This window comes from Actinoplanes sp. NPDC048967 (assembly GCF_040649415.1).
In the GTDB taxonomy this organism is placed as follows: Bacteria; Actinomycetota; Actinomycetes; order Mycobacteriales; family Micromonosporaceae; genus Actinoplanes.
This window is the reverse complement of the sequence record NZ_JBEZFL010000002.1, coordinates 176,125-195,971: the sequence shown is the minus strand read 5'-3', so window position 1 is coordinate 195,971 and position 19,847 is coordinate 176,125. Positions and strand designations below refer to the sequence as shown.

General features: G+C 70.5%; 19 protein-coding genes. 9 read left to right on the top strand and 10 right to left on the bottom strand.

The features are described 5' to 3' along the window. Positions 1-29: 29 nt before the first annotated feature. Positions 30-818, top strand: coding sequence for a hypothetical protein (locus tag AB0C12_RS07610; protein WP_360545292.1), 789 nt, complete (start codon positions 30-32; stop codon positions 816-818). A 19-nt stretch (positions 819-837) separates the two neighbouring features. Here the strand turns inward: AB0C12_RS07610 and AB0C12_RS07605 are convergent, their stop codons facing one another. Together AB0C12_RS07605 and valS are read right to left on the bottom strand one after the other, a co-directional pair. Further along, positions 838-1,386 carry a hypothetical protein gene (locus AB0C12_RS07605; protein ID WP_360545290.1) on the bottom strand — a complete coding sequence of 183 codons (549 nt, stop codon included), beginning with the start codon at positions 1,384-1,386 and terminating at the stop codon, positions 838-840. 42 nt (positions 1,387-1,428) lie between these two features. Then, positions 1,429-3,954, bottom strand: a complete 2,526-nt coding sequence (valS, locus tag AB0C12_RS07600; protein WP_360545288.1) for a valine--tRNA ligase — start codon at positions 3,952-3,954, stop codon at positions 1,429-1,431. 18 nt (positions 3,955-3,972) lie between these two features. Here valS and AB0C12_RS07595 point away from each other — a divergent pair, with 18 nt between their 5' ends. Together AB0C12_RS07595 and AB0C12_RS07590 are read left to right on the top strand one after the other, a co-directional pair. Then, complete coding sequence (locus AB0C12_RS07595) at positions 3,973-4,230, top strand: hypothetical protein (protein ID WP_360545286.1); 258 nt, start codon at positions 3,973-3,975, stop codon at positions 4,228-4,230. A gap of 64 nt (positions 4,231-4,294) precedes the next feature. Then, positions 4,295-4,672: a hypothetical protein gene (locus AB0C12_RS07590; protein ID WP_360545284.1), complete on the top strand. Its 378-nt coding sequence runs from the start codon at positions 4,295-4,297 to the stop codon at positions 4,670-4,672. A 26-nt stretch (positions 4,673-4,698) separates the two neighbouring features. Here the strand turns inward: AB0C12_RS07590 and AB0C12_RS07585 are convergent, their stop codons facing one another. From AB0C12_RS07585 to AB0C12_RS07575, 3 genes are all read right to left on the bottom strand, one after another. Continuing rightward, entirely contained in the window at positions 4,699-6,309 is a 1,611-nt protein-coding gene (locus AB0C12_RS07585) for a glycoside hydrolase domain-containing protein (RefSeq protein WP_360545282.1), read from the bottom strand. A gap of 99 nt (positions 6,310-6,408) precedes the next feature. Beyond that, positions 6,409-6,909 (bottom strand): methylated-DNA--[protein]-cysteine S-methyltransferase, encoded by a 501-nt coding sequence (locus tag AB0C12_RS07580; protein ID WP_360545280.1) that lies wholly within the window; start codon positions 6,907-6,909, stop codon positions 6,409-6,411. Beyond that, positions 6,906-8,321, bottom strand: coding sequence for an AlkA N-terminal domain-containing protein (locus AB0C12_RS07575; protein WP_360545278.1), 1,416 nt, complete (start codon positions 8,319-8,321; stop codon positions 6,906-6,908). Before AB0C12_RS07575 ends, AB0C12_RS07580 begins: the two co-directional genes overlap by 4 nt. A 79-nt stretch (positions 8,322-8,400) precedes the next feature. On the opposite strand from AB0C12_RS07575, the gene AB0C12_RS07570 reads away from it, so the two are divergent. The 3 genes from AB0C12_RS07570 to ychF all read left to right on the top strand — a co-directional run bounded on the left by AB0C12_RS07570 (position 8,401) and on the right by ychF (position 11,348). Continuing rightward, positions 8,401-9,093 carry a hypothetical protein gene (locus tag AB0C12_RS07570; RefSeq protein ID WP_360545276.1) on the top strand — a complete coding sequence of 231 codons (693 nt, stop codon included), beginning with the start codon at positions 8,401-8,403 and terminating at the stop codon, positions 9,091-9,093. Between the two features lie 117 nt (positions 9,094-9,210). After that, on the top strand, positions 9,211-10,251 hold the full coding sequence (locus tag AB0C12_RS07565; RefSeq protein WP_360545274.1) for a helix-turn-helix transcriptional regulator: 1,041 nt from the start codon (positions 9,211-9,213) through the stop codon (positions 10,249-10,251). A gap of 11 nt (positions 10,252-10,262) precedes the next feature. Next, positions 10,263-11,348 carry a redox-regulated ATPase YchF gene (gene ychF, locus AB0C12_RS07560; RefSeq protein WP_360545272.1) on the top strand — a complete coding sequence of 362 codons (1,086 nt, stop codon included), beginning with the start codon at positions 10,263-10,265 and terminating at the stop codon, positions 11,346-11,348. Between the two features lie 36 nt (positions 11,349-11,384). Here ychF and AB0C12_RS07555 read toward each other — a convergent pair whose 3' ends face one another. Then, positions 11,385-12,026 (bottom strand): PaeR7I family type II restriction endonuclease, encoded by a 642-nt coding sequence (locus AB0C12_RS07555; protein WP_360547048.1) that lies wholly within the window; start codon positions 12,024-12,026, stop codon positions 11,385-11,387. Between the two features lie 157 nt (positions 12,027-12,183). After that, on the bottom strand, positions 12,184-13,941 hold the full coding sequence (locus tag AB0C12_RS07550; RefSeq protein ID WP_360545270.1) for an N-6 DNA methylase: 1,758 nt from the start codon (positions 13,939-13,941) through the stop codon (positions 12,184-12,186). A gap of 199 nt (positions 13,942-14,140) precedes the next feature. Here AB0C12_RS07550 and AB0C12_RS07545 point away from each other — a divergent pair, with 199 nt between their 5' ends. From AB0C12_RS07545 to AB0C12_RS07535, 3 genes are all read left to right on the top strand, one after another. Beyond that, positions 14,141-14,704, top strand: a complete 564-nt coding sequence (locus tag AB0C12_RS07545; protein WP_360545268.1) for an NYN domain-containing protein — start codon at positions 14,141-14,143, stop codon at positions 14,702-14,704. A gap of 65 nt (positions 14,705-14,769) precedes the next feature. After that, positions 14,770-16,887 (top strand): hypothetical protein, encoded by a 2,118-nt coding sequence (locus AB0C12_RS07540; protein ID WP_360545266.1) that lies wholly within the window; start codon positions 14,770-14,772, stop codon positions 16,885-16,887. Positions 16,888-16,946: 59 nt separating this feature from the next. After that, positions 16,947-18,296 carry an MFS transporter gene (locus tag AB0C12_RS07535; protein ID WP_360545264.1) on the top strand — a complete coding sequence of 450 codons (1,350 nt, stop codon included), beginning with the start codon at positions 16,947-16,949 and terminating at the stop codon, positions 18,294-18,296. Positions 18,297-18,299: 3 nt separating this feature from the next. Here AB0C12_RS07535 and AB0C12_RS07530 read toward each other — a convergent pair whose 3' ends face one another. The 3 genes from AB0C12_RS07530 to AB0C12_RS07520 are packed head-to-tail and all read right to left on the bottom strand — an operon-like array spanning position 18,300 to position 19,832. Then, positions 18,300-18,890: a phosphoesterase PA-phosphatase gene (locus AB0C12_RS07530; RefSeq protein ID WP_360545262.1), complete on the bottom strand. Its 591-nt coding sequence runs from the start codon at positions 18,888-18,890 to the stop codon at positions 18,300-18,302. Positions 18,891-18,893: 3 nt separating this feature from the next. Continuing rightward, positions 18,894-19,193, bottom strand: a complete 300-nt coding sequence (locus tag AB0C12_RS07525; protein ID WP_360545260.1) for a metalloregulator ArsR/SmtB family transcription factor — start codon at positions 19,191-19,193, stop codon at positions 18,894-18,896. Between the two features lie 30 nt (positions 19,194-19,223). Then, a complete protein-coding gene (locus AB0C12_RS07520) occupies positions 19,224-19,832 on the bottom strand; it encodes a DUF402 domain-containing protein (protein ID WP_360545258.1) in 609 nt (202 codons plus the stop codon). Between the last annotated feature and the right edge of the window lie 15 nt (positions 19,833-19,847).

The window sequence follows — 19,847 nt, the reverse complement described above, 5'->3', positions numbered from 1 at the left end:
GACGAGATCGGCGAGGGTACCGTCGAGACATGAAGGTGTTGCTGCTTCTGGTTCTGATCATCGCCGTTGTCCTGGTTGTCGTCACCCTCGCCCGGCGCAGCGGCGCGACTCGTGAGCAGAACCGGCTCGAGGACGCCCGCGCCGAGGCCCAGCGCTGGTACGAGCGGCTCGGCGGGCAGGTGATGAACCTGCACGGCGACGACCCGGCGGCCCGGCAGGCGCTGGCCGACGCGAGCGAGCGCTACAACGCCGCCGGTGGACAGTTGCAGCAGGCCAAGTCGGTGCGCCAGTTCGAGCTGGCCCGCGAGTCGGCCCTGGAGGGACTGGCGTACGTGCGCGCGGCCCGGCTGGCCATGGGCATCGACCCCGGTCCCGACCTGCCGCCGCTGGCCAGTGCGCAGGGCGCCGGGCAGCTCACCCGCGAGCGCGAGGTCAACGTCCAGGGACACCAGTACAAGGCCGGCCCGCAGCCGGGTCCCGACACCCCGTACTACTACCCGGGCGGCCGGGTGCAGGGCCGCCCGGTCCCGTCGGGCTGGTACTCGACGCCGGTCTGGAAGACGGCGCTGGGTGCGGGCGCGGGTGTGCTCGGCGGCATGCTGATCTTCGACGCGCTGCTCTCACCGGGCTTCGGCGACATGGGCTACGGCGACGGCTACCAGGACGGCTTCCAGGACGCGGCCGGCGGTGACTTCGGCGGCGACGCCGGCGACTCCACCCAGGCCGGCGACTTCGGCGGCGGCGGCGACTGGGGCGGCGGTGACTTCGGCGGCGGCGATTTCGGCGGCGGCGATTTCGGTGGCGGCGGCGATTTCTGAGCCCGGGCGGTGACCGCGCTCAGTGCATGCGGCGGGCCAGCTCCCGGCGCAGCGCCCGCGGGCCCGGCCACACCTGGGTCAGGTCCGCGGTGAAGGCCGGCCGGCCCTGCGGATCGGCGTCGTCGTCGCGGATCGCCGGCCAGCCCTCGTCCTCCTCCGACACCGGGTGCACCCGGTCCAGGTCGACCGGGGTCACGTCGAGCACCGTGCGCAGGCCGTCCCGGCGTACCACCACGTGGTCGATGTCCGGCCAGGCCAGCAGGACCGGGTCGCTGCCCTGGGCGGCCAGTTCCAGGCCGCCCGAGGACGCGCGCACCCAGGTGCTGAGCGCGGAACGGGCCGACAGCGAGTACGCCCCGGCGACCAGGACGGCGATCACCGCACCCTGCGCGAGCGTGGACCACCACGGGTCGTCCGGGGCGCCCAGGATGAGCGCGACCAGCGGGGACACGACGACGTAGGCGACCAGCAGGGTGCCGGCCAGCAGCGCGAACGTGCGCCACGGCGACGACCGGAAGAGCACGGCGTCGTCGGCCGGCGGCGCGACCTCGTCGGGCGGGATCGACATGACCCCTATGCTGCCGTGTCGGTGACGTCCCCGGTGCCAGCTTCAGAAAGCGCTGGCGATCACCAGTTCCGTGGTCCGGCCGGGCAGCAGGTCCAGCTTGGCGATCCGGCCCGCGGCCTTGAGGTCGTCCTCGACCAGCGCGAGCCGGTCCAGCACCTCCGCCGGGCCCAGAGCCTCGGCGAGCGGCACGTCCGCCTTCATCGACAGCTTGCGGTCCGACTTGGCCCGGCGGACCTGACGCAGGGCGTCCCCGGCCAGGTCGAGCAGGGTGGCATCGCCGCCGGGCGCGACCCGGGTCAGCTCGTACGTCGTCGGCCACGTCGAGCTGTGCACCGAGCCGTAGCGCCACCAGGACCAGATCTCCTCGGTCGCGTACGGCAGGAACGGCGCGAACAGCCGCAGCAGCACCGAGAGCCCGGCCGCCAGCGTGGCCCGGGCCGAGTCGCCGCCCGGCCCCTCGGCGTACGCCCGGTCCTTGACCAGCTCGATGTAGTCGTCGCAGAACGTCCAGAAGAACGCCTCGCTCACCTGCAACGCGGTCGTGTGGTCGTACGCGTCGAACGCCGCCGTGGCCGCCTGCACGACCTCGGCCAGCCGGGCGAGCACCGCCCGGTCCAGGTCCGCGGTGACCGGCCGCCGCAGCGCGTCCGCCGCACCCAGCCCGAGCGCGAACTTGGACGCGTTGAGCAGTTTGGTGGCGAGCCGCCGGCCGACCTTGATCTGCGCCGGGTCGAACGCCAGGTCGGCGCCGGGGCGCCCGTTGGCGGCCCAGTAGCGCACCGCGTCGGCGCCGTTCTGCACCAGCAGGTCCATCGGGGTCACGACGTTGCCCTTGGACTTGGACATCTTCTTGCGGTCGGGGTCGAGGATCCAGCCGGAGAGCACGGCGGTGCGCCACGGCAGCGTCCCGTGCGCGGCGTGCGACCGGACGATCGAGTAGAACAGCCAGGTCCGGATGATCTCCTGGCCCTGTGGCCGCAGATCCATCGGGAAAACGCGTCGGAAGAGGTCCTCGTCGCTGCCCCAGCCGCCGACGATCTGCGGGGTCAGAGACGAGGTGGCCCAGGTGTCCATGACGTCCGGGTCGGCGGTGAAGCCACCGGGCACGTCGCGCTGTTCCTCGGTGAATCCGGGCGGACACTCCGAGGAAGGGTCGACCGGCAGCGCTGAAACATCCGGTATGAGAAGCTTGTCGTGGTCCGGCTCGCCAGCGTTGTCGAGCCGGTACCAGACGGGCACGGGCACACCGAAGAACCGCTGCCGGCTGACCAGCCAGTCCCCGGTCAGGCCGTTGACCCAGTGGTCGTAGCGGTGCCGCATGTGCGGCGGGATCCAGGTCAGCTCGTCCCCGCGGGCCACCAGCTCGTCCCGCAGCTGAGCGTCACGCCCGCCGTTGCGGATGAACCACTGCCGGCTGGTGACGATCTCCAGCGGCGAGTCGCCCCGCTCGTAGAACTTGACCGGATGGGTGATCGGCCGCGGCTCGCCCAGCAGATCACCCGTCTCGGTGAGCAGCCGGACCATCTCGCGGCGGGCGGCGTTGACGGTGAGCCCGGCGAACTGCGCGTACGCCGCAGCCGGGACGCCCGGCGGCCGGTCGGCCAGGAAACGGCCGTCGCGGCCGAGCACCACCCGGGTCTCCAACTGCAGATCCCGCCACCAGATGACGTCGGTCAGGTCACCGAAGGTGCAGACCATCGCGATGCCGGTGCCCTTGCCGGCCTCGGCCAGCGGATGGGCCCGCACCGGCACCTCGACGTCGAACAGCGGCGTGCGCACGGTGGTGCCGGCCAGCGGATGCTCCGGCGGGCAGACCAGCGCGACGCAGGCGGGCAGCAGCTCCGGGCGGGTCGTGTCGACCTCGACCGGCCCGTCCGGGCCGTGAAAACGCAACCGGTGGTACGCCCCGGGCCGCTCCCGGTCCTCGATCTCGGCCTGGGCGACAGCGGTACGGAACCCGACGTCCCACAACGTCGGCGCCTCCGACGTGTACGCCTCACCCCGGGCCAGGTTGTCGAGAAACGCCCGCTGCGAGACGGCCTGAGCCCGCGCGCCGATGGTGGTGTAGGTCAGCGCCCAGTCGACCGACAACCCGAGCCGCCGCCACAACGCTTCGAAGACCTTCTCGTCCTCGACGGTCAACCGGCCGCACAGCTCCACGAAGTTACGCCGCGAAACCGGCAGTGGCTGTTTGGGCGGCGCGGCCGGCGGCTGCCACTGCGGGTCGTACGGCAGTGCAGGATCGCAGTAGACGCCGTAGACGTTCTGCACCCGGCGCTCGGTCGGCAGCCCGTTGTCGTCCCAGCCCATCGGATAGAAGACGGCCTTGCCCCGCATCCGCTGGAACCGCGCGACGGTGTCGGTGTGCGTGTAGGAGAAGACGTGCCCCATGTGCAGCTCACCGGAAACGGTCGGCGGCGGGGTGTCGATCGCGTAGACGTTGGCCCGCTCGGCTACCGACCGGTCGAACCGGTAGGTCCCCTCGGCCTCCCAATGGGCGGCCCACTTGTCTTCCAGTCCGTCGAGGGTCGGGCGGTCGGGCATCCGGCCGCTTGCAGGCTCCGTCATGCGGCCAGCGTAGGGCGGTTGCGGCGGAAGGACGAGCGGTATCCGCGAGCGGCGGCGACGATCGTTCTCCAGTCCGCTTCTGTGTTCGTCCGTCCGGCTGCTGCCGCGCCCGCGGCACCGGTGGCCGAGAAGCCGGTGAAGCCCAGGGAGCGAGCCGGTGAGGCCGAGGTGGTCGCCGCCGCAGTAGCTTCTGATTGCCGCGTCGAGGTGACGGCTGCCCACTCCGAGACCACGCAGGTGGCGAAAGGCGAAGGGATGTTCAAGTCCTGTGGTTGACGCACAAGCCATCCGGGCGCTGCTGGTCGGGGCGACCGTCCGGAGCCTGGGCCGAGCTGCCGATATGGGTGTGCTGGAGCTTGTCGGCGCGGGCGGTGAGGCCGTCGGCGTTCATCTTCAATGCCCGTTCCGGGTGCAGCGAGGCGACGGTGTCATCGTCGGTTCCCGGGACATGCGTTTCGCGCGCACGGGCAGTCAGCCGGAGGCGTTCGACAATTTCTCCACGGTCTACGATGACCGGGCCGGGCAGCTCACGGCGATTCTGGGTCACCGCCGGCCCGTCGTCGAGGACGTGACGGTGGGCGAACGGGGGGATCTCGCCGTCACCTGGCACCCCGGCTATTCGCTGCGGGCATTCGTCGACTCCTCCGGACGGGTCGAGTCATGGCGGGTGCTGGTCCGGGGCGGCCCGCATCACGTCTTTCCGGTCGAGTCCGCATGACGGACCCGCGCCCGACCCGGGCGGGCTCAGAAGAGCGGTGACCGTCCCTTGTAGCCGGTCGCCAACCGCAGGCCCGGCCGCAGCCCGCTCCCCGTACCCCGGTAGAGCATCAGGCTGCCCGGAGTCTTGAGCACCGCCACCAGGTCCGTGTACCCGTCCCGGTCGAAGTCGCCCACCCCGAGCAGATCCCGCTTGTTGTTCCACCCGGTACCGAGCTGCTTCCTCGCACCGAGCGTCCCCTTACGCCCCGGGTACAGGAACAGCTGGCCCGCTTTGCCCTGGCGGACCATCAGATCCGGGTGGCCGTCGCGGTTGAAGTCGCCCACGCCGGTCAGTTCGTTGCGCTGGTCCCAGCCGCCCTTGGCGATCAGTTTGCGGCCGGCCAGCTTCGTGCCCTTCACCCCCGGGTAGAGGTACAGGTGGTGGTTGCTGGTCTGGGCCGCCACCAGGTCCGGGTAGCCGTCCTTGTTCAGGTCGCCGATCGCGGTGATCTCGCGCATCTTCTTGAAGTCCTTGGACAGCAGTTTGCGCGTGCCGAGGCTGCCGCTGCTGCGGCCCGGATAGAAGTACAGGTAGCCGTTGGCGGCCACCCGGGCCACCACGTCGGGGTAGCCGTCGCGGTTGAGGTCGCCGATCCGGACGATCGAGTTCATCGTCTGCCAGCCGCTGCCGAGCTTCTTGCGGGTCTTCTCGTCGGCGTACGTGCCGTTGCCCGGATACAGGAACAGGTTGCCGGTGCTGGAGGTCCGGGCCAGGACGTCCGACCAGCCGTTGCCGTTGTGGTCGGCCAGTTTCGCGGCGGGCAGCGGGGCGAAGTCGACCAGGTTGCTGTCGATGTTGATGGTGACGCCGCCCCACGTCTCCTTGTGGTCGCCCTGGTACTGCTTCATCCGGCGGTGCGGGGACCAGTGGGTGGCGGGCAGTCCCGTGTCGGTCAGCGTGGCGACCTTGTCCCAGCGGGCGAAGTCGAGGTAGTCGGGGCGTACGTAGCCGGGGGCGGCGTAGTTGGCGACCTGGTCGGCCACGCCGGAGCCCATGCTGCTGTAGAAGCCGGACAGGTAGCCCAGGTCGTGCAGCTTGGCCGTCCAGGCGCTCATGAAGGCCAGCACGCCCTTGCGGCAGGCGGCGTCGTTCGTCCGGTACGCCTCCATGTCGTAGATCAGCACGCTCTGCGCGGCCAGGCCGAGCGCGCGGGCCTGCACCACGGCGTCCTGCGCGGCGGTGGCTCCCTGCGCGGCCGCTTTCGTGTTGCTGATCAGGTTCTTCTTCTTGGTCGTCGTGCAGGACGCCTGCGGGCCGACGTACAGCGGGATCAGGTGCCAGCCGGCCGCGACCTGGGTGCGTACCCAGCCGGCGGTGAGGTTCTTCTGGGTGCAGCCGCGGTTGTTTCCGCCGACGTAGATGCCGATCCCGCGGTACGGCGAGGCTTTGCGCCACGCCGCCATGGTCGCGCTGGACGGTGCCGTGCAGGCGTCGAAGGCCTTGCCGGAGAAGGTGCCGGGCTGCACGGTCGCCGCCGCGCCGGCGCTCATCGTCGCGTCCGCCTGCGCCAGGGTCAGCGTCGAGAGCAGGATCACCGCCACACCGAAGGCGGCCCGGACGACTCGCTTGCGGTGCAGCGGCGCCATTGTGCGCATGAAGACCTTTTCCGGGCCGGACGACAGCGGACGTCCGACCCAATCAAAGGATCAAGGGCACCGGGTACGGCCGAACAGCTGATCTTCGATGTCGAACAGCTAGGCGCCGTGGCTCTCGTGAGCCAGCAGCCAGGTCTTCACGTCCAGGCCCCAGCGGTAGCCACGCAGCGTCCCGTCCGTGCCGACCACCCGGTGGCAGGGCACGAACAACGCGGCGGCATTGCGCGCACAAGCCGCCGCGGCCGCCCGGATCGCGGCGGGCCGCCCGGCCAGTTCGGCGTAGCCTCGGTAGGTCAGCGGCGCGCCCGGCTTGATCTCGCGCATCACCTGCCAGGCGTGGGTCATGAACGGCCCGCCGGTCCGCTGCTCCACCGGTACGGCGTCCAGCGCACCGAGGTCACCGTCCAGATAGGACCGCACCACCACGCCGATCCCGCCGGCGTCGTCGACCGGTTCCACCTCGTCCAGCAGCGCCGGATGGACGAGGGCGAGCAGAGCCTGTACGTCGGTGGTGAACCCGCTGGCCCGTACGGCCCCGGCGGAGCTGACGACGTAGGTGAACGGTCCGGCCGGGGTGTCGAGGGTCGAGTACTGCATCATGCTGCTCTCCAGAGTCTCATCAGGGCGTAGGAGCGCCAGGGCCGCCAGCGTTCGGCGTGCGCGGCCAGCGCCTTGGCGGAGTCGGGCAGGCCGAGCGCTCGCGCGCCGCGCCGGACCGCCACGTCGGTGGGCAGGAACACGTCGGGGTCGCCGATGGCCCGCATGGCCACGTAACCGGCGGTCCAGGCGCCGACGCCGGGCAGGTCGAGCAGCCGGGCGACGGACTCCTCGCGGTCGGCGCCGGGCTCCAGGTCGAGCTTGCCGTCGGCGACCGCCTCGGCGAGCGCGCGGATGGTCTGCCGGCGAGCGGCGGGCATCCGGAACGCGGTGTCGCCCAGCTCCGCCACGGTGGCCGCGTCCGGGAAGCCGCGCAGCTCACCGGCGGCGGTCGGGGGCAGCATGCGGCTCAGCGTCAGGCGGGCGCCGGCGACCGAGACCTGCTGGCCCACGATCGCGCGTACCGCCAGCTCGAAGCCGTCGACCGCGCGCGGGACCCGTACCCCCGGCTCGGCCCGCACCGCCGCCGCCAGCGCGGGATCGGCACCCAGCATGCCGTCGACGGCGACCGGATCCGCGTCCAGGTCGAACAGCCGCCGGCAGCGGGCGACCGCGGGCGCGAGGTCGCGGACGTCCGCGAGCCGCAGCGTCGCGGAGACCCACCGGTCGCCCGGCGTGAGCGCGACGGTCGCGCTCCCGTGCGGCAGATTCAACCCCCGCCGGTACGTCGTGACGTCGCACTCCTCGATGCCCGGCAGGGCCCGGGTCGCCAGGAACCCGAGCAACGCGCCGGCGTGCAGGGGTGCCCGGAACGCCAGCCGCAGGCTGATGGTGCCCGCCTCCGGCTGCCGGGCGGTCCGGCGTTCCCGCAGCGCGCTCGGCGACCGCGCGTACACCTCGAGGATGGTGTCGTTGAACTGCCGCACGCTGCCGAAACCCGCGGCGAACGCGATGTCCGCCAGGCCGAGGTCGGTGGTCTCGATCAGGATGCGCGCGGTCTGCGCGCGCTGGGCCCGGGCCAGGGCCAGCGGCCCGGCGCCGAGCTCGGCGGTGAGCAGCCGGTTGAGGTGGCGCTCGGTGTAGCCGAGCCGGCCGGCCAGGCCGGGCACGCCCTCGCGGTCGACGACCCCGTCGGCGATGAGCCGCATGGCCCGCCCGACCAGGTCGGCCCGCAGGTCCCATTCGGGGGAGCCGGGGGCGGCGTCGGGCCGGCACCGGCGGCAGGCCCGGAAGCCGCCCCGCTGCGCCGCCGCGGCGCTGGGATAGAAGGTGACGTTCTCGCGTTTGGGGGTGACCGCCGGACAGGACGGCCGGCAGTAGATCCCGGTGGTCCGGACCGCGGTGTAGAACCAGCCGTCGAACCGCTGGTCACGGCTGTCGACGGCCCGGTAGCACCGTTCGAAGTCCAACTCCATGGACCTCAGTCTGCTCCCCGGGCCGGGCGCTCGGCTGGCGGGATTCGGACATGACTGTGTGGCCCGTATGCTTCGGGCCGTGATCACTGAGCGACTGCGGCTGTCGATCGGCTCCCCACCGGCCCAGAAGGCCTTCGGCGTCGCGTTCGGCCTCGTCTTCGCGGCCGCCGGTGCGGCGTTCGCCCTGCTGCCCTTCGTGGTCGACGGCTGGCTGGGCCGCGCGTTCGGCGCCGACGACTCCTGCCCGGGCGCGTCGGAGGTCTCGGGCATCCCGCCGGAGATGCTGCCCCCGTCGGTCCGCGAGTGCATCTCGGACGGCAGCTGGTTCAACGGCGGCGACGGCTTCGGCCCGCTGCGGCTGATCGGTCTGCTCGGCATCCCGTTCATGCTGGTCGGGCTCTACCTGGCACTGAGCGCCCTGCGCACGGCGGCCTGGCTGGAGGGCACGCGGGTGACGGTGCGTACGGCGTTGCGCAGCCGCACGGCCGACCTGGCGACGGCGACGATCACCGGGGGCGCGACCGCCTACCGCCGCAACCGGGGCACGAGCCGTGAGTCGGTGGTGCAGGCGCCGACCCTGATCGCCTCGGACCCGGCGGGTGGCCCGAGCGTCACGATCCCGCTGCACGGGGTGGGTATGGCGCAGCTGCCCGGTGCACAGCTGCGGGCCCTGGCCGAGGCGCTGTCCGGCAACCCGGACGGCGACGCCCGGACCATGGTGACCCAGCTCCGTACGATGGCCGACAACCCGTTGGGGCTGACCAGCCGGTAGCCCGACTTCAGCGCCCGCTGAAGCATGATTGCGGCTTTCAGGGGTAATCGCCGCCCGTAGCACCCCTCGCGGTGCGCACGTTCAGTGGAAAACTGAAGTAGGGCTGAAGGGCCGGCGATGATGGACGGCGGGAAGCGGCGCCTCGGCGATCGCCTGCGCGGGCTGCGGGAGAGGGGCTTCAACGGCGAACCGGTCACCCAGGGAGTGGTCGCCCGCGCCTTCCACAAGAGCGTCCCGCTGATCTCCTCCTGGGAGAAGGGCAAAGCGGTCCCGTCCGAGGACTGGTTGACCGCGTATGCCCGGTTGTTCGCCGGCGCCCGCGCGCCCGCCGAAGGCCGGCTGCCGGCCCTGGAGGAACTCGACGGCGAGGAGCTGGACCGCTTCGAGCAACTCCGCCGGGAGCTGCTGGAGCTGCGCTCGGCCACCCCCTCGGCCGTCCCGGCGGGGCAGCCGGGCAGCGACGAGCTGACGACCCGGTCGCCGTGGGAAGGCCTGTGGCACTTCGCCGACCGGTCGCCGATCACCCTGGTCTGCGCCCGGCTGCGGGCGCACCTCTCCCCGGAAAGCCCCGATTACGTCGAGCTGTACGCCTACTCCGACCTCGACGCCCTGATGGAGCTCTACGGTCACGTCTGCGCCGCCAACCCCGGCGTGCCGGTGCACCGCAAGCTCGCCGACGAACTGGACCAGAGTGACGTCACCAATCACCTTGTGCTGCTGGGCGGCATCGAAGGGCCGATGACCCGCCGGGTGACGCAGGCCCTGAACCTTCCGGTCACCCGGGACCGGGACGCCGCCGGCTTCCGGGTGGTCGACGAGGACGGGCACTCGGCGACGTTCCGCTCGAAGCTGGAAGGCACGGCGCCGGACCTGCGGCTCGTCGAGGACGTCGCGCACTTCTGCCGGGCGCCGAACCCGTTCAACCGGATGCGGTCGGTCACCATCTGCAACGGCGCCCACGGCCGGGGCACGTACGCCGCCGTCCGCACGCTGACCGACCCGCGCTTCCGGGACCGTAACCGCAACCACCTCCAGCGGCGGTACGGGCCCGGGGACACGTACAGCATCCTGGCCCGGGTCACCGTCGTCGCCGGTGAGGTCATCACCCCCGACTGGACCCAGGACGGGACCGTCCTGCACGAATGGCGCGCCCCGTAGACTGGCCTGTCGTGAGCCTTACCATCGGGATCGTCGGCCTGCCCAACGTCGGCAAGAGCACTCTGTTCAACGCCCTGACCAAGAACGACGTGCTCGCCGCGAACTACCCGTTCGCGACGATCGAGCCCAACGTCGGCGTGGTCGGGCTGCCCGACGAGCGGCTGGGCAAGCTCGCCGAGATCTTCAGCTCCGAGAAGATCCTGCCCGCGCCGGTCTCGTTCGTCGACATCGCCGGACTGGTCCGGGGCGCGTCCAAGGGCCAGGGCCGGGGCAACGCCTTCCTGGCCAACATCCGCGACGCCTCGGCGATCTGCCAGGTGGTCCGCGCGTTCTCCGACCCGAACGTGCTGCACGTCGACGGCAAGGTGGCACCGGCCGACGACATCGAGACGATCAACACCGAGCTGATCCTGGCCGACCTCCAGACGGTCGAGAAGGCGCTGCCCCGCCTGCAGAAGGAAGCCAAGCTCAAGAAGGACCGGCTGCCCACCGTGGCGGCCGCCGAGGCGGCGTTCAAGCTGCTCGACGAGGGCACGACCCTGTACACGGGGGCCAAGGCCGCGGGCATCGAGCTGGAGCTGCTCGCCGAGCTGCACCTGCTGACCACCAAGCCCTTCCTGTACGTCTTCAACGTCGACGAGGCCGAACTGGGCAACGCGGCGTTCCTGGACGAGATGCGCGCCCTGGTGGCCCCGGCCGAGGCGGTCTTCATGGACGCGAAGATCGAGTCGGAGCTCATCGACCTGCCCGAGGACGAGGCGATGGAGCTGCTCGAGTCGACCGGCCAGACCGAGCCGGGACTCAACCAGCTCATCCGGGTCGGCTTCAACACCCTGGGCCTGCAGACGTACCTGACGGCCGGCCCGAAGGAGGCCCGCGCCTGGGTGATCCCGGTCGGCGCGACCGCCCCGGAAGCAGCGGGCGTGATCCACTCCGACTTCCAGCGAGGCTTCATCAAGGCCGAGATCGTCAGCTACGACGACCTGATGGCGGCGGGCTCGATGGCCGCGGCCAAGGCAGCGGGCAAGGTCCGCATGGAAGGCAAGGACTACATCATGAAGGACGGCGACGTCGTCGAGTTCCGCTTCAACGTCTAGCCCGGAGTGGGCGGAGCGCCACCGCTTCAGCGTTGGTCAGGGCCGGTCGGGGTCAGCTTCGGGCATTCCGGTCCTGAATGCGGCATGCAAGTCGGCCGCGAAGCGATCCCAGCCGACTTCGGGATCAGGCTCGCTCCAAGAGAAGGGCTCTTCCTTGACGGCAACGGCCCACGTCATATGGAAAAGGCCGCTCTCCCGCATACGTCTCAGCATGATGGCCATGCGCTGCACATATGAGGCGCCGTCGAAGATCGGGTCAGCTACGCCTAGCGTGCGGCTGACCCCCACGGGTCGACTGGTGTCCGCGTTGTCGGCCATGACGAAGATGTAGGCGCGCCGCATCTGCGGGGGGAGAAGCCCGTTGAGCTCAGCCTGGCGCGTGTCCTCGGCCACCCCAAAAATCTCATCCGCTCGATTGTTAAGATTTTTTCCCTCGCTCCCGAGCATTGATTTGTACTCGACCGCGAGGACGGGAATTCCGTCTTGCACCAGCACCAGGTCCCACGACTTGGTGGCCCGGTAAAATCCGGGCAGGGTGGCGCCCTTGTTCTTGTGAATGTGCAGCCCTGCCGCTCCGGTCGCGTGGATCTCGTCGGCGACCAGCTGATGCACGGCGTCCATGTGCCGGCCACCGGTGACGGCACTTCGTCGGCCCTCTTGGCCACGCCCAGATGCCATCGACGTTTCTGCTTGCGCGCGGCGCACGTCCAGCCAGGTTCTCAGCGCGAGTTCGACACGTGCCGCAGCTCTACCGTCCATTGTGTTCGGTCTCCCAAGCATCGAAGGGTGGAAAGACCTTACATGGCTTTGCCTGAGCGCATCCGGCGGGTGGTTGTCAGGACGGAATTTGCGGGATGCCGTAGAGCTGCAGGGCTACCTCAGTGGCGGCACTGACATCCCTTGCCCGGAAGGCGACCTTCAGTGCATCGCGGGCCTCAGAGTTGATAGCGGAGAACTGAGGCACCCGGATGCGGCGAAGATACTGGGCCTGGAATCGCAGCGTCCCGCCACGCATCCGCACGCAGTATGTCGAGATGAACAGCTCTGCGACGTCACTGAGCAGAAGGCCGCCGAGAACCTCCAGATCCCAGTCGCTTTCGTCCTCGTGGATCCAGTACAAGTTGTGATGAGGATAGAACTCGCCCTTGTCCAAGACCGGCCAGATGCGCCGGCTCATGTCCGCAAGTAGCAGCTTCGGCCGTTGCTGGAGCCCTTCGATGACGCGGTCGATGGTTCGATGCTCGCGTCCGGGATTCCGGCGGCCCACGTTTCGGCTGGCGAGTACATCCCAGTGTCGCCGGAAGTAAGCGGCGAGGCGTGGCCATTCTGCGAGATCGACCAAGCCTTGCGGACTCCACGGGTTGACCAGATAGTGCCCGGACCAGTCCACCTCCCCGGAATTCAGGTCGCCACGCATCACCATGGGCAACATCCGCGCCTTCTCGGCGACGGTGCTGTCCTTGGTGACGTAGACCTCGTCTGCGCCGGAGGCCAGTCCGATCCCGACTTTCGCTCCGGTGTCTTCGAGTAGCGGGAAGCGCTCTTCCAGATCGACGATCAGCGCAAGACGATCTGGACTGCCGGTCGGCCATCCCGCCTGGGTGGTGAACCAGTGATTCAACCAGGCCGCTGACACCCCTGGCTGGTGCAGCGGCTCAGATTCGTCTTGCCGGAACCAACGGCTCAGTGCCACGGCCTCGGCCTCGCCGAACGCCGCCGTCGTGTCGGCGATGGCTGCTCTGCCTTGGGTCCCCGCCCGAATGACTGTGATGGCGGGATATGCGGCGACCTGTTCCTCGAAGGCGTCGACATCATGCATGGTGATTGCGGCTTCGACGGCGTAGTCGGCAGCGACGAGGCCACGCAGGGCCTTGCCGTACGAATTTCTCATCCACCGGTCGGCGCAGATGTATGCCAGTCGTCCTCCGGGCTTCAGTGAGTGCAAGCCTTGCTCGTAGAACCCGACGAAGATGTCAGCTCGTCCACCCATCGTGGGGCACATCTCGCGATAGGCGTTCGAGCGCGCCGCCGGAATGTCTTCAAGCCGAACATACGGCGGGTTTCCTATGACAAAGTCGGCGGCGACCTCGTCCCGCTCACCGAGCAGAAAGTCATCCTGGACGATCCAGGCCTCGGCCAACTTACGCGCTGTCCTCGGTTCAACCTCGTTGCGGATGAGGAGGGCGGCTACCGCCGTGCGGGTGGCATCGACATTTGCGGCAAGCAGGTCGTAGGCGCGAATTGCCCCGGTAGCGTCGGACAACGTTCGTCCATGCAGCCGACAACTTTCGATCAGCCGCTCGGCCATGGGAAGAAGAAAGGCCCCATGTCCGCATGCCGGCTCGACGGCGACCCGGTCGACCAATGCGTCAGCGGCGTCGTATCCGACGAGGTCGAGGATTAGTTCCACGACCCAACGACGAGTGAAGATCTCGCCATGGTTGTCGAGCGGATCGGGCTGCTGCGTGGGTGACAGGGGAGACTCCAGGTCGCTGAACAGGCTGAGCTGTCGCTGGTTGCGGGACCTCCGAGTGTAAGGGCTCACTGATGGCGACCGGGACGACGCGACGGTGGCGCCAACTTGTTCGAACACGTGTCCAGTATGGTGCGGGTGATAGTCGCTCGTCTAGTAGACGCTCGACATCTACCTCTTGCCTCGACGTTGGTCGACGGTAAGCCGCGACGTGCGACGTCTGCGCATGTCGCACCCGGTTTTGCGGTATTTCGGCGCTCGTGCTCTTCGCCGAGGTTCTAAACTGCGGTATTTCCGCTCCGACGTCTGAGGTAGCCCCATGGCCGACGCTGTCACGTACCTCATCATCGATGGCGAGAACATCGATTCGACGCTCGGGCAGCAGATCCTCGAGCGCCGGCCCAACTCCGAGGAGCGGCCGCGGTGGGAGCGGCTGCGGCAGTTCGCCGAGGATCAGTGGGGTCAGCCGGTCACTGCCCTCTTCTTCTTGAACGCGTCGTCCGGGGTGTTGCCCACCCCGTTCATCCGCGCGTTGCAGTCGATGGGTTACCGGCCCGTCCCGCTGTCCGGTGCGCCGCATCAGAAGGTCGTGGACATCGGCATCCAGCGCACCCTGGACGCGATCGGCCGGCGGCCGGGCGATGTGCTGCTGGCCAGTCACGACGGTGACTTCCTGCCGCACGTCACGCGTCTGCTGGGCGACGACGGCCGCCGGGTCGGGGTGATCGGGTTTCCCGAGTTCTTCAACGGCGGCTTCGCCGGTCTGGTCGACAGTGGCCTGGCCCTGTTCGACCTGGAGTTCGACGCCGGCTGCTTCACCAGCGTGCTGCCCCGGGTGCGCATCATCGACCTGGACGCCTTCGACCCCGAGGCGTTCCTGTAGCCGAACAGGACTGTGTGGCCGATCAGGGGACCCCGGGCGGCGGGCCGTGGCTCTAATGTGGCCCGATGGTGAGAATCTTGCGCACCGCCGCGGCCGCTCTGGTGGTCGCCCTGGGTCTGACTCTGGCGCCGCCGGCCGCGAGTGCCGCGGCGACGTATCAGGTGAAGTTCGCCATCACCGCGAGCACCCCCGTCTCCGGCAAGTTCATGTACGTCTGGGACCGCAGCACCTGGCAGTACCACGTCGTGCAGGGTGACGGGGACAGCCCGAACGGCACCGCCCAGCTGCCCCCGGGCGACTATTTCGCCGTCGCGCGGTACGGCTACTTCCGCCAGCGCAACTACCTGCTCGTCCGCACGTTCACGGTCACCAACGCCGCGCTCTCGGTCTCGTTCGCCGAGTCCGGCGCCAAGGAGACCGGCTTCCTCACCGATGACGCCACCGCCACGCGATCCACGGCGGCGTACTGGCTGGAGGTCGGCCCCCAGGACAAGGTCGGCTTCACCAGCGGTGGCCCGGCCAAGACCTATGTGACGCCGTACGCCGTGACCGGGGTGACCCTGCGCCTGCACGAGCTCCAGACCAAGGCCGGTTCGTCGGCCGCCGTACCCAGCCCGTACCGGTATGACCTGCAGCGGTCCTGGCCCAGCGTGCCCGCCGCGCCGATCGCCAAGGTGACCACCGCCCAGCTCGCGAAGACCGTCACCACGCTGCGCGCGCAGGGTGTCAACACGAACGCCGCGCTGGGGTCCGCGCTCAAGGACAAGTGGAGCGGGTCCTATCTGGAGTCGCCGGTGCAGTTGCCGGGCACGGTCACCGAGTACGTCACGCCCGGTCCGACGTTGCACCGCAAGCTCACCCTCGGTGCCGGGGACAGCGCGTTGGTGCTGCCCGACCGCGCGCTGCCCGCCGGGAGTTCGGCCGGCACGACCGTCGGCGCCGGGCCGTTCCTGCCGCGTGGACCCGGTTCCTCGGTCCGCGAGGGCGGAGAGCTGCGCATGAACGAGCCGGCCTCGTACGCCGACGCGGCCGGTAGCCCCGGCTCCGACGCCCGGGCCACGGTCACCGGCAAGCTGACCGCCGACGGCGCCGTCCACCACTACGACCAGACCATCACCCGGCGGGTCGCCTGGTCGCAGCTCTCGACGAAGGTCCGCAGCGAGTGGGACTTCCGGGCGTCCGACGACGGGCCACTGCCGCTGATCGACCTCGGCGTCGACGTCTCCGGCCTGGATGCGCGCAACCGTGCGGCCGGCGCCGTGGAGGTCACCACCTCGGCGTCCGCGCGGGGCGGCGGCGCGGCCGCGGTCGACAAGGTCGAGTATTCGACGAACGACGGCGCCGAGTGGACCGAGCTCGACGACGCCTCGCTCGCCGTGCCGGCCACGGCGGCCTTCGTGTCGCTGCGGGTCACCGCGACCGGCGATCAGGACGGCCGGCTGCGGCGTACGGTGATCCGCGCCTTCGCCGGTCCCGCCGCCCCGGCCGACGAGACCGCCGGCGCTACGAAGATCACGAATGTCGTGGTCAACGACGGTGCCGACCTGACCTTCGGCGTGTCCGGCACCAGGGTCTTCACCGTCGCCTTCACCGCGACGGACCCGGCCGGCATCGCCACCGGTGACGCCTACCTCTATCACGGTGGCTACTCCGCGCCGGACGGTGTGGTGCTGGCGTCCGGTCCGGCCGACTGCGACAAGATCAGCGACACCTCGTCGGTCTGCACGGCCCGGTTCACCATGGACGTCAAGGTCGACGCGGCCCGCAACGCGCTGTCCGGCGCCTGGACCGTTGCCGCCTGGGCCCGCGCGTCCGGCGGCGACGGCTTCACCGACCGGCACGCCGCCGGCACTGTCGGGGTGAAGCGGGTCAGCAAGCTGGTCATCGACGCGACGCCGGAGCCGGTCACCAAGGGCCGGACCATCACCGTGACGGGCACGCTGACCCGGGCCGGCTGGGAGAGCTGGACCTACCAGGGGTACGGCTCCCGCACGGTCACCCTGCAGTACTCGAAGAAGGGCACGACCACCTGGACGGCCGTCAAGACCGTCAAGACCGACACCAGCGGCAAGCTCAAGACCACGGTGAAGGCGACGGCGGACGGCTCGTTCCGCTGGACGTACCCGGGCGACGCGGCCTCCACCGCGACGACCGGCGGGAGCGACTACGTCGACGTGCGGTGACCGGCGCCACCTGACGCGGACTTTGACCTCAAGCCGGGGTGAGGTTCTAGGTTCGTGCGGTGAGCGTCGACAGCGAGATCACCCGGGCCGGCATCCTGCGGCGGCCGTACGCCCTGACCACGGTCGGGGCGTGGAGCCTGGTCTTCCTGGCCGCGTTCGAGTCCCTGGCGGTCACCACGATCATGCCGATCGTGACCACCGACCTGCACGGGCGCGGCCTGTACGCTCTCGCCTTCTCGTCGACGCTGGCTGCCGGCGTGGTGGGCATGGTCGCGATCGGTTCGTGGGCCGACCGGCGCGGGCCGGCGGTCCCGCTGTTCACCGCGATCGCCGTCTTCGCGACCGGGCTGGCCGTCGCGGGCACGGCCCCGTCGATGCCGGTGTTCGTGGCGGCGCGTTTCCTGCAGGGCCTCGGTGCGGGCGGGATGACCGTGGCGCTGTACGTCCTCGTCGCGCTGGTCTATCCCACCCCGCTGCACATCAAGATCTTCGGTGCCTTCGCGTCCGCCTGGGTGCTGCCGTCGATGGTCGGGCCGTTCGTCGCCGGTTTCGTCGCCGACACCCTGAGCTGGCACTGGGTGTTCATCGGGGTGGTCGCGCTGGTCGCTGTGGCGGGTGGGTTGATGCTGCCCGCCGTACGCGGCCGGGACCGGGCACCGGCCGACCGGGTGCCGGCCTCGGCGGCGGACGCACGCCGGGTTGTCGAGGCGGCTGTGGTCGCGGTCGCCGTGGTGGCCCTCAGTTCGCTGAGTGAGCTGGACCGGGCGGCGGCCTGGCTGCTGGCCCCGGCCGCCGTGGTGGTGATCGGCTTCGCGCTGCGCAACCTGGTGCCGCCGGGCACGTTCCGGATCCGCGCCGGCCTCCCGGCCACGGTGGTGCTCTGTGGCGTGGCCGGCGGGGTCTTCTTCGGCACCGAGGTCTACCTGCCGCTGCTGCTGCACGACCGCTACGGCCTGCCGGCCTGGTTGTCCGGCGTCACGCTGACCGCGGCCGCGATCGCGTGGGCGCTGGCGTCGGCGGTGCAGGGCCGGCTGGGCGATCGGCTGGACCCGGGTACGGCGATCCGCACCGGCGCCACGCTGGTGGCCGGAGGAGCGGCCCTGGAACTCGCCACCGTGGTGCTGACCCTGCACCCCGCGGTGGCGGCGATCGGCTGGTTCGCGGCGGGCGCGGGCATGGGCACGCTGTACCCACGGATCAGCACGCTCGTGCTGGCGTTGTCGGCCCCTGGGGAGGAGGGCTTCAACACCGCGGCCAAGAGCATCACGGACGCGGTGGGTGGCAGCATGGCCCTGGCCTTCTCCGGCCTGCTCTTCACGCTGGCCCCGTTCACCGGTCCGTTCGTCTTCACCACGCTGCTCGGTGGCGTGACCGTCCTGATCGGGATCCGGGTCGCGGCGAGCCGGTGATCGTCAGCGCAGGGCCGGAAAGACCGTGCCGGCGATCACGGCGCCGACCAGGGCGCCGGCGATCACCTGGGCGCCGGTGTGGGCGGAGAGGCGCACCCGTGCCCAGCCGGCCAGCAGCACGAGCGGCAGGCTGAGCAGGGCCCATGGGCCGTAGACCACCGTCAGGGTCATCGCCGTGCCCGCCGCCACGCCCGCGTGGATCGACATCTTCCACCAGTGGGTCACCACCGTGAAGACGACCAGGCCCACGCCGCCCGCCGCCAGCAGGGCCAACACCTCGCGCGGGGCGCCGAGCAGCACCAGCACCAGCAGGCCGGCCGCCACCGAGGCGATGCCGAACAGCAGCGGGATCCGGCGGTGCTCCCGTTCCGGGATGTGGTGGCTGGTCAGCCGGCCCTGCCGGACGCCGCGCAGCACGTAGGCCAGCGGGATGCCGGCCGCGAACAGGGCACCCGGCAGCCCCCACCAGCGGGAGACGCCGGGCTGGTCACCGGCGTGCCAGCCGACCACGAGCAGCAGGCCCGCGACCAGGACGGCGGGGGCGAGGACCTCGGAGGCGATCCGGGCGGTCCGGTCGGCGGTGGAGACGGTCACCGGTCAGGCGGCCGGGGCGAGGAGATCGAGCAGCGAGTCGTACTGGCTCAGCCATTCCTGGATCGGCTTGAGGGGCTCCGGGTTCAGCCGGTAGAGCCGTCGGCGGCCCTGGTCGCGGACGTGCACCAGGTCGACCTCGCGCAGCACCCGTAGGTGCTTGGAGACCTGCGGCTGGGCCAGGCCGAGCAGCTCGACCAGATCGTTGACCCCGAGCTCACCGTCGGCCAGCAGGTCGAGAATCTCCCGCCGCCGGGGTTCGGCCACCGCGTTGAACGCGTCCGTCGTCGTCGCCGCTCGTGCCATCGGCCGATCGTATACCCATAACGGCATGCGTCATGGGGTGGCGTCCCACCAGGACGGCAGGGTGGCCGGCGTCCACTGCGGCGGGGGCGTGAAGCCGAGCCAGGTGCCGTCGAACGGGAACGTCGCGGTCTCGGCCAGCTTGCCCAGCCGTTCGCCCTCCGCGCGCACGGCCGCCGCCTCCGCGGGGTCCAGCGAGCTCAGGTCCTCCTCGTCCTTGAAGAACCACGAGTGGTCGGCGCCGACCAGGACGTCCAGTGTCTGATCGTGCGAGTCGACGCCACCGGTCCAGCGGCGCGCGGGGGTCTCGAGGTTGGCGTACCAGCCCGCGAAGGTGCCGTCGGCCAGCCAGCTCCACGAGACGGAGTGCGGCGCGCCGGGCGGCAGGAGCAGCAGCGACCGGAAGGTCTCCCGGCGTACGGGCGACAGCATGGTCGGCATCGCCAGCTCGTCGGCCACGCTCAGGTGCCGGGTCGGCGCGCCGGTCAGGTCCGTGCGCCGCATCGACTCGGCGCCGATGTCGACGAACAGCAGCAGCCCGCGGTCGTCGTCGCTGACCACCCGGGCGGCCTGGACGGCGGCGATGCGCCGATCGGAGTGCAGGAAGCGCCGGACGACCGTTTCTCCGGGGTGGAACGTCATGCGGCCGGGCGGGGG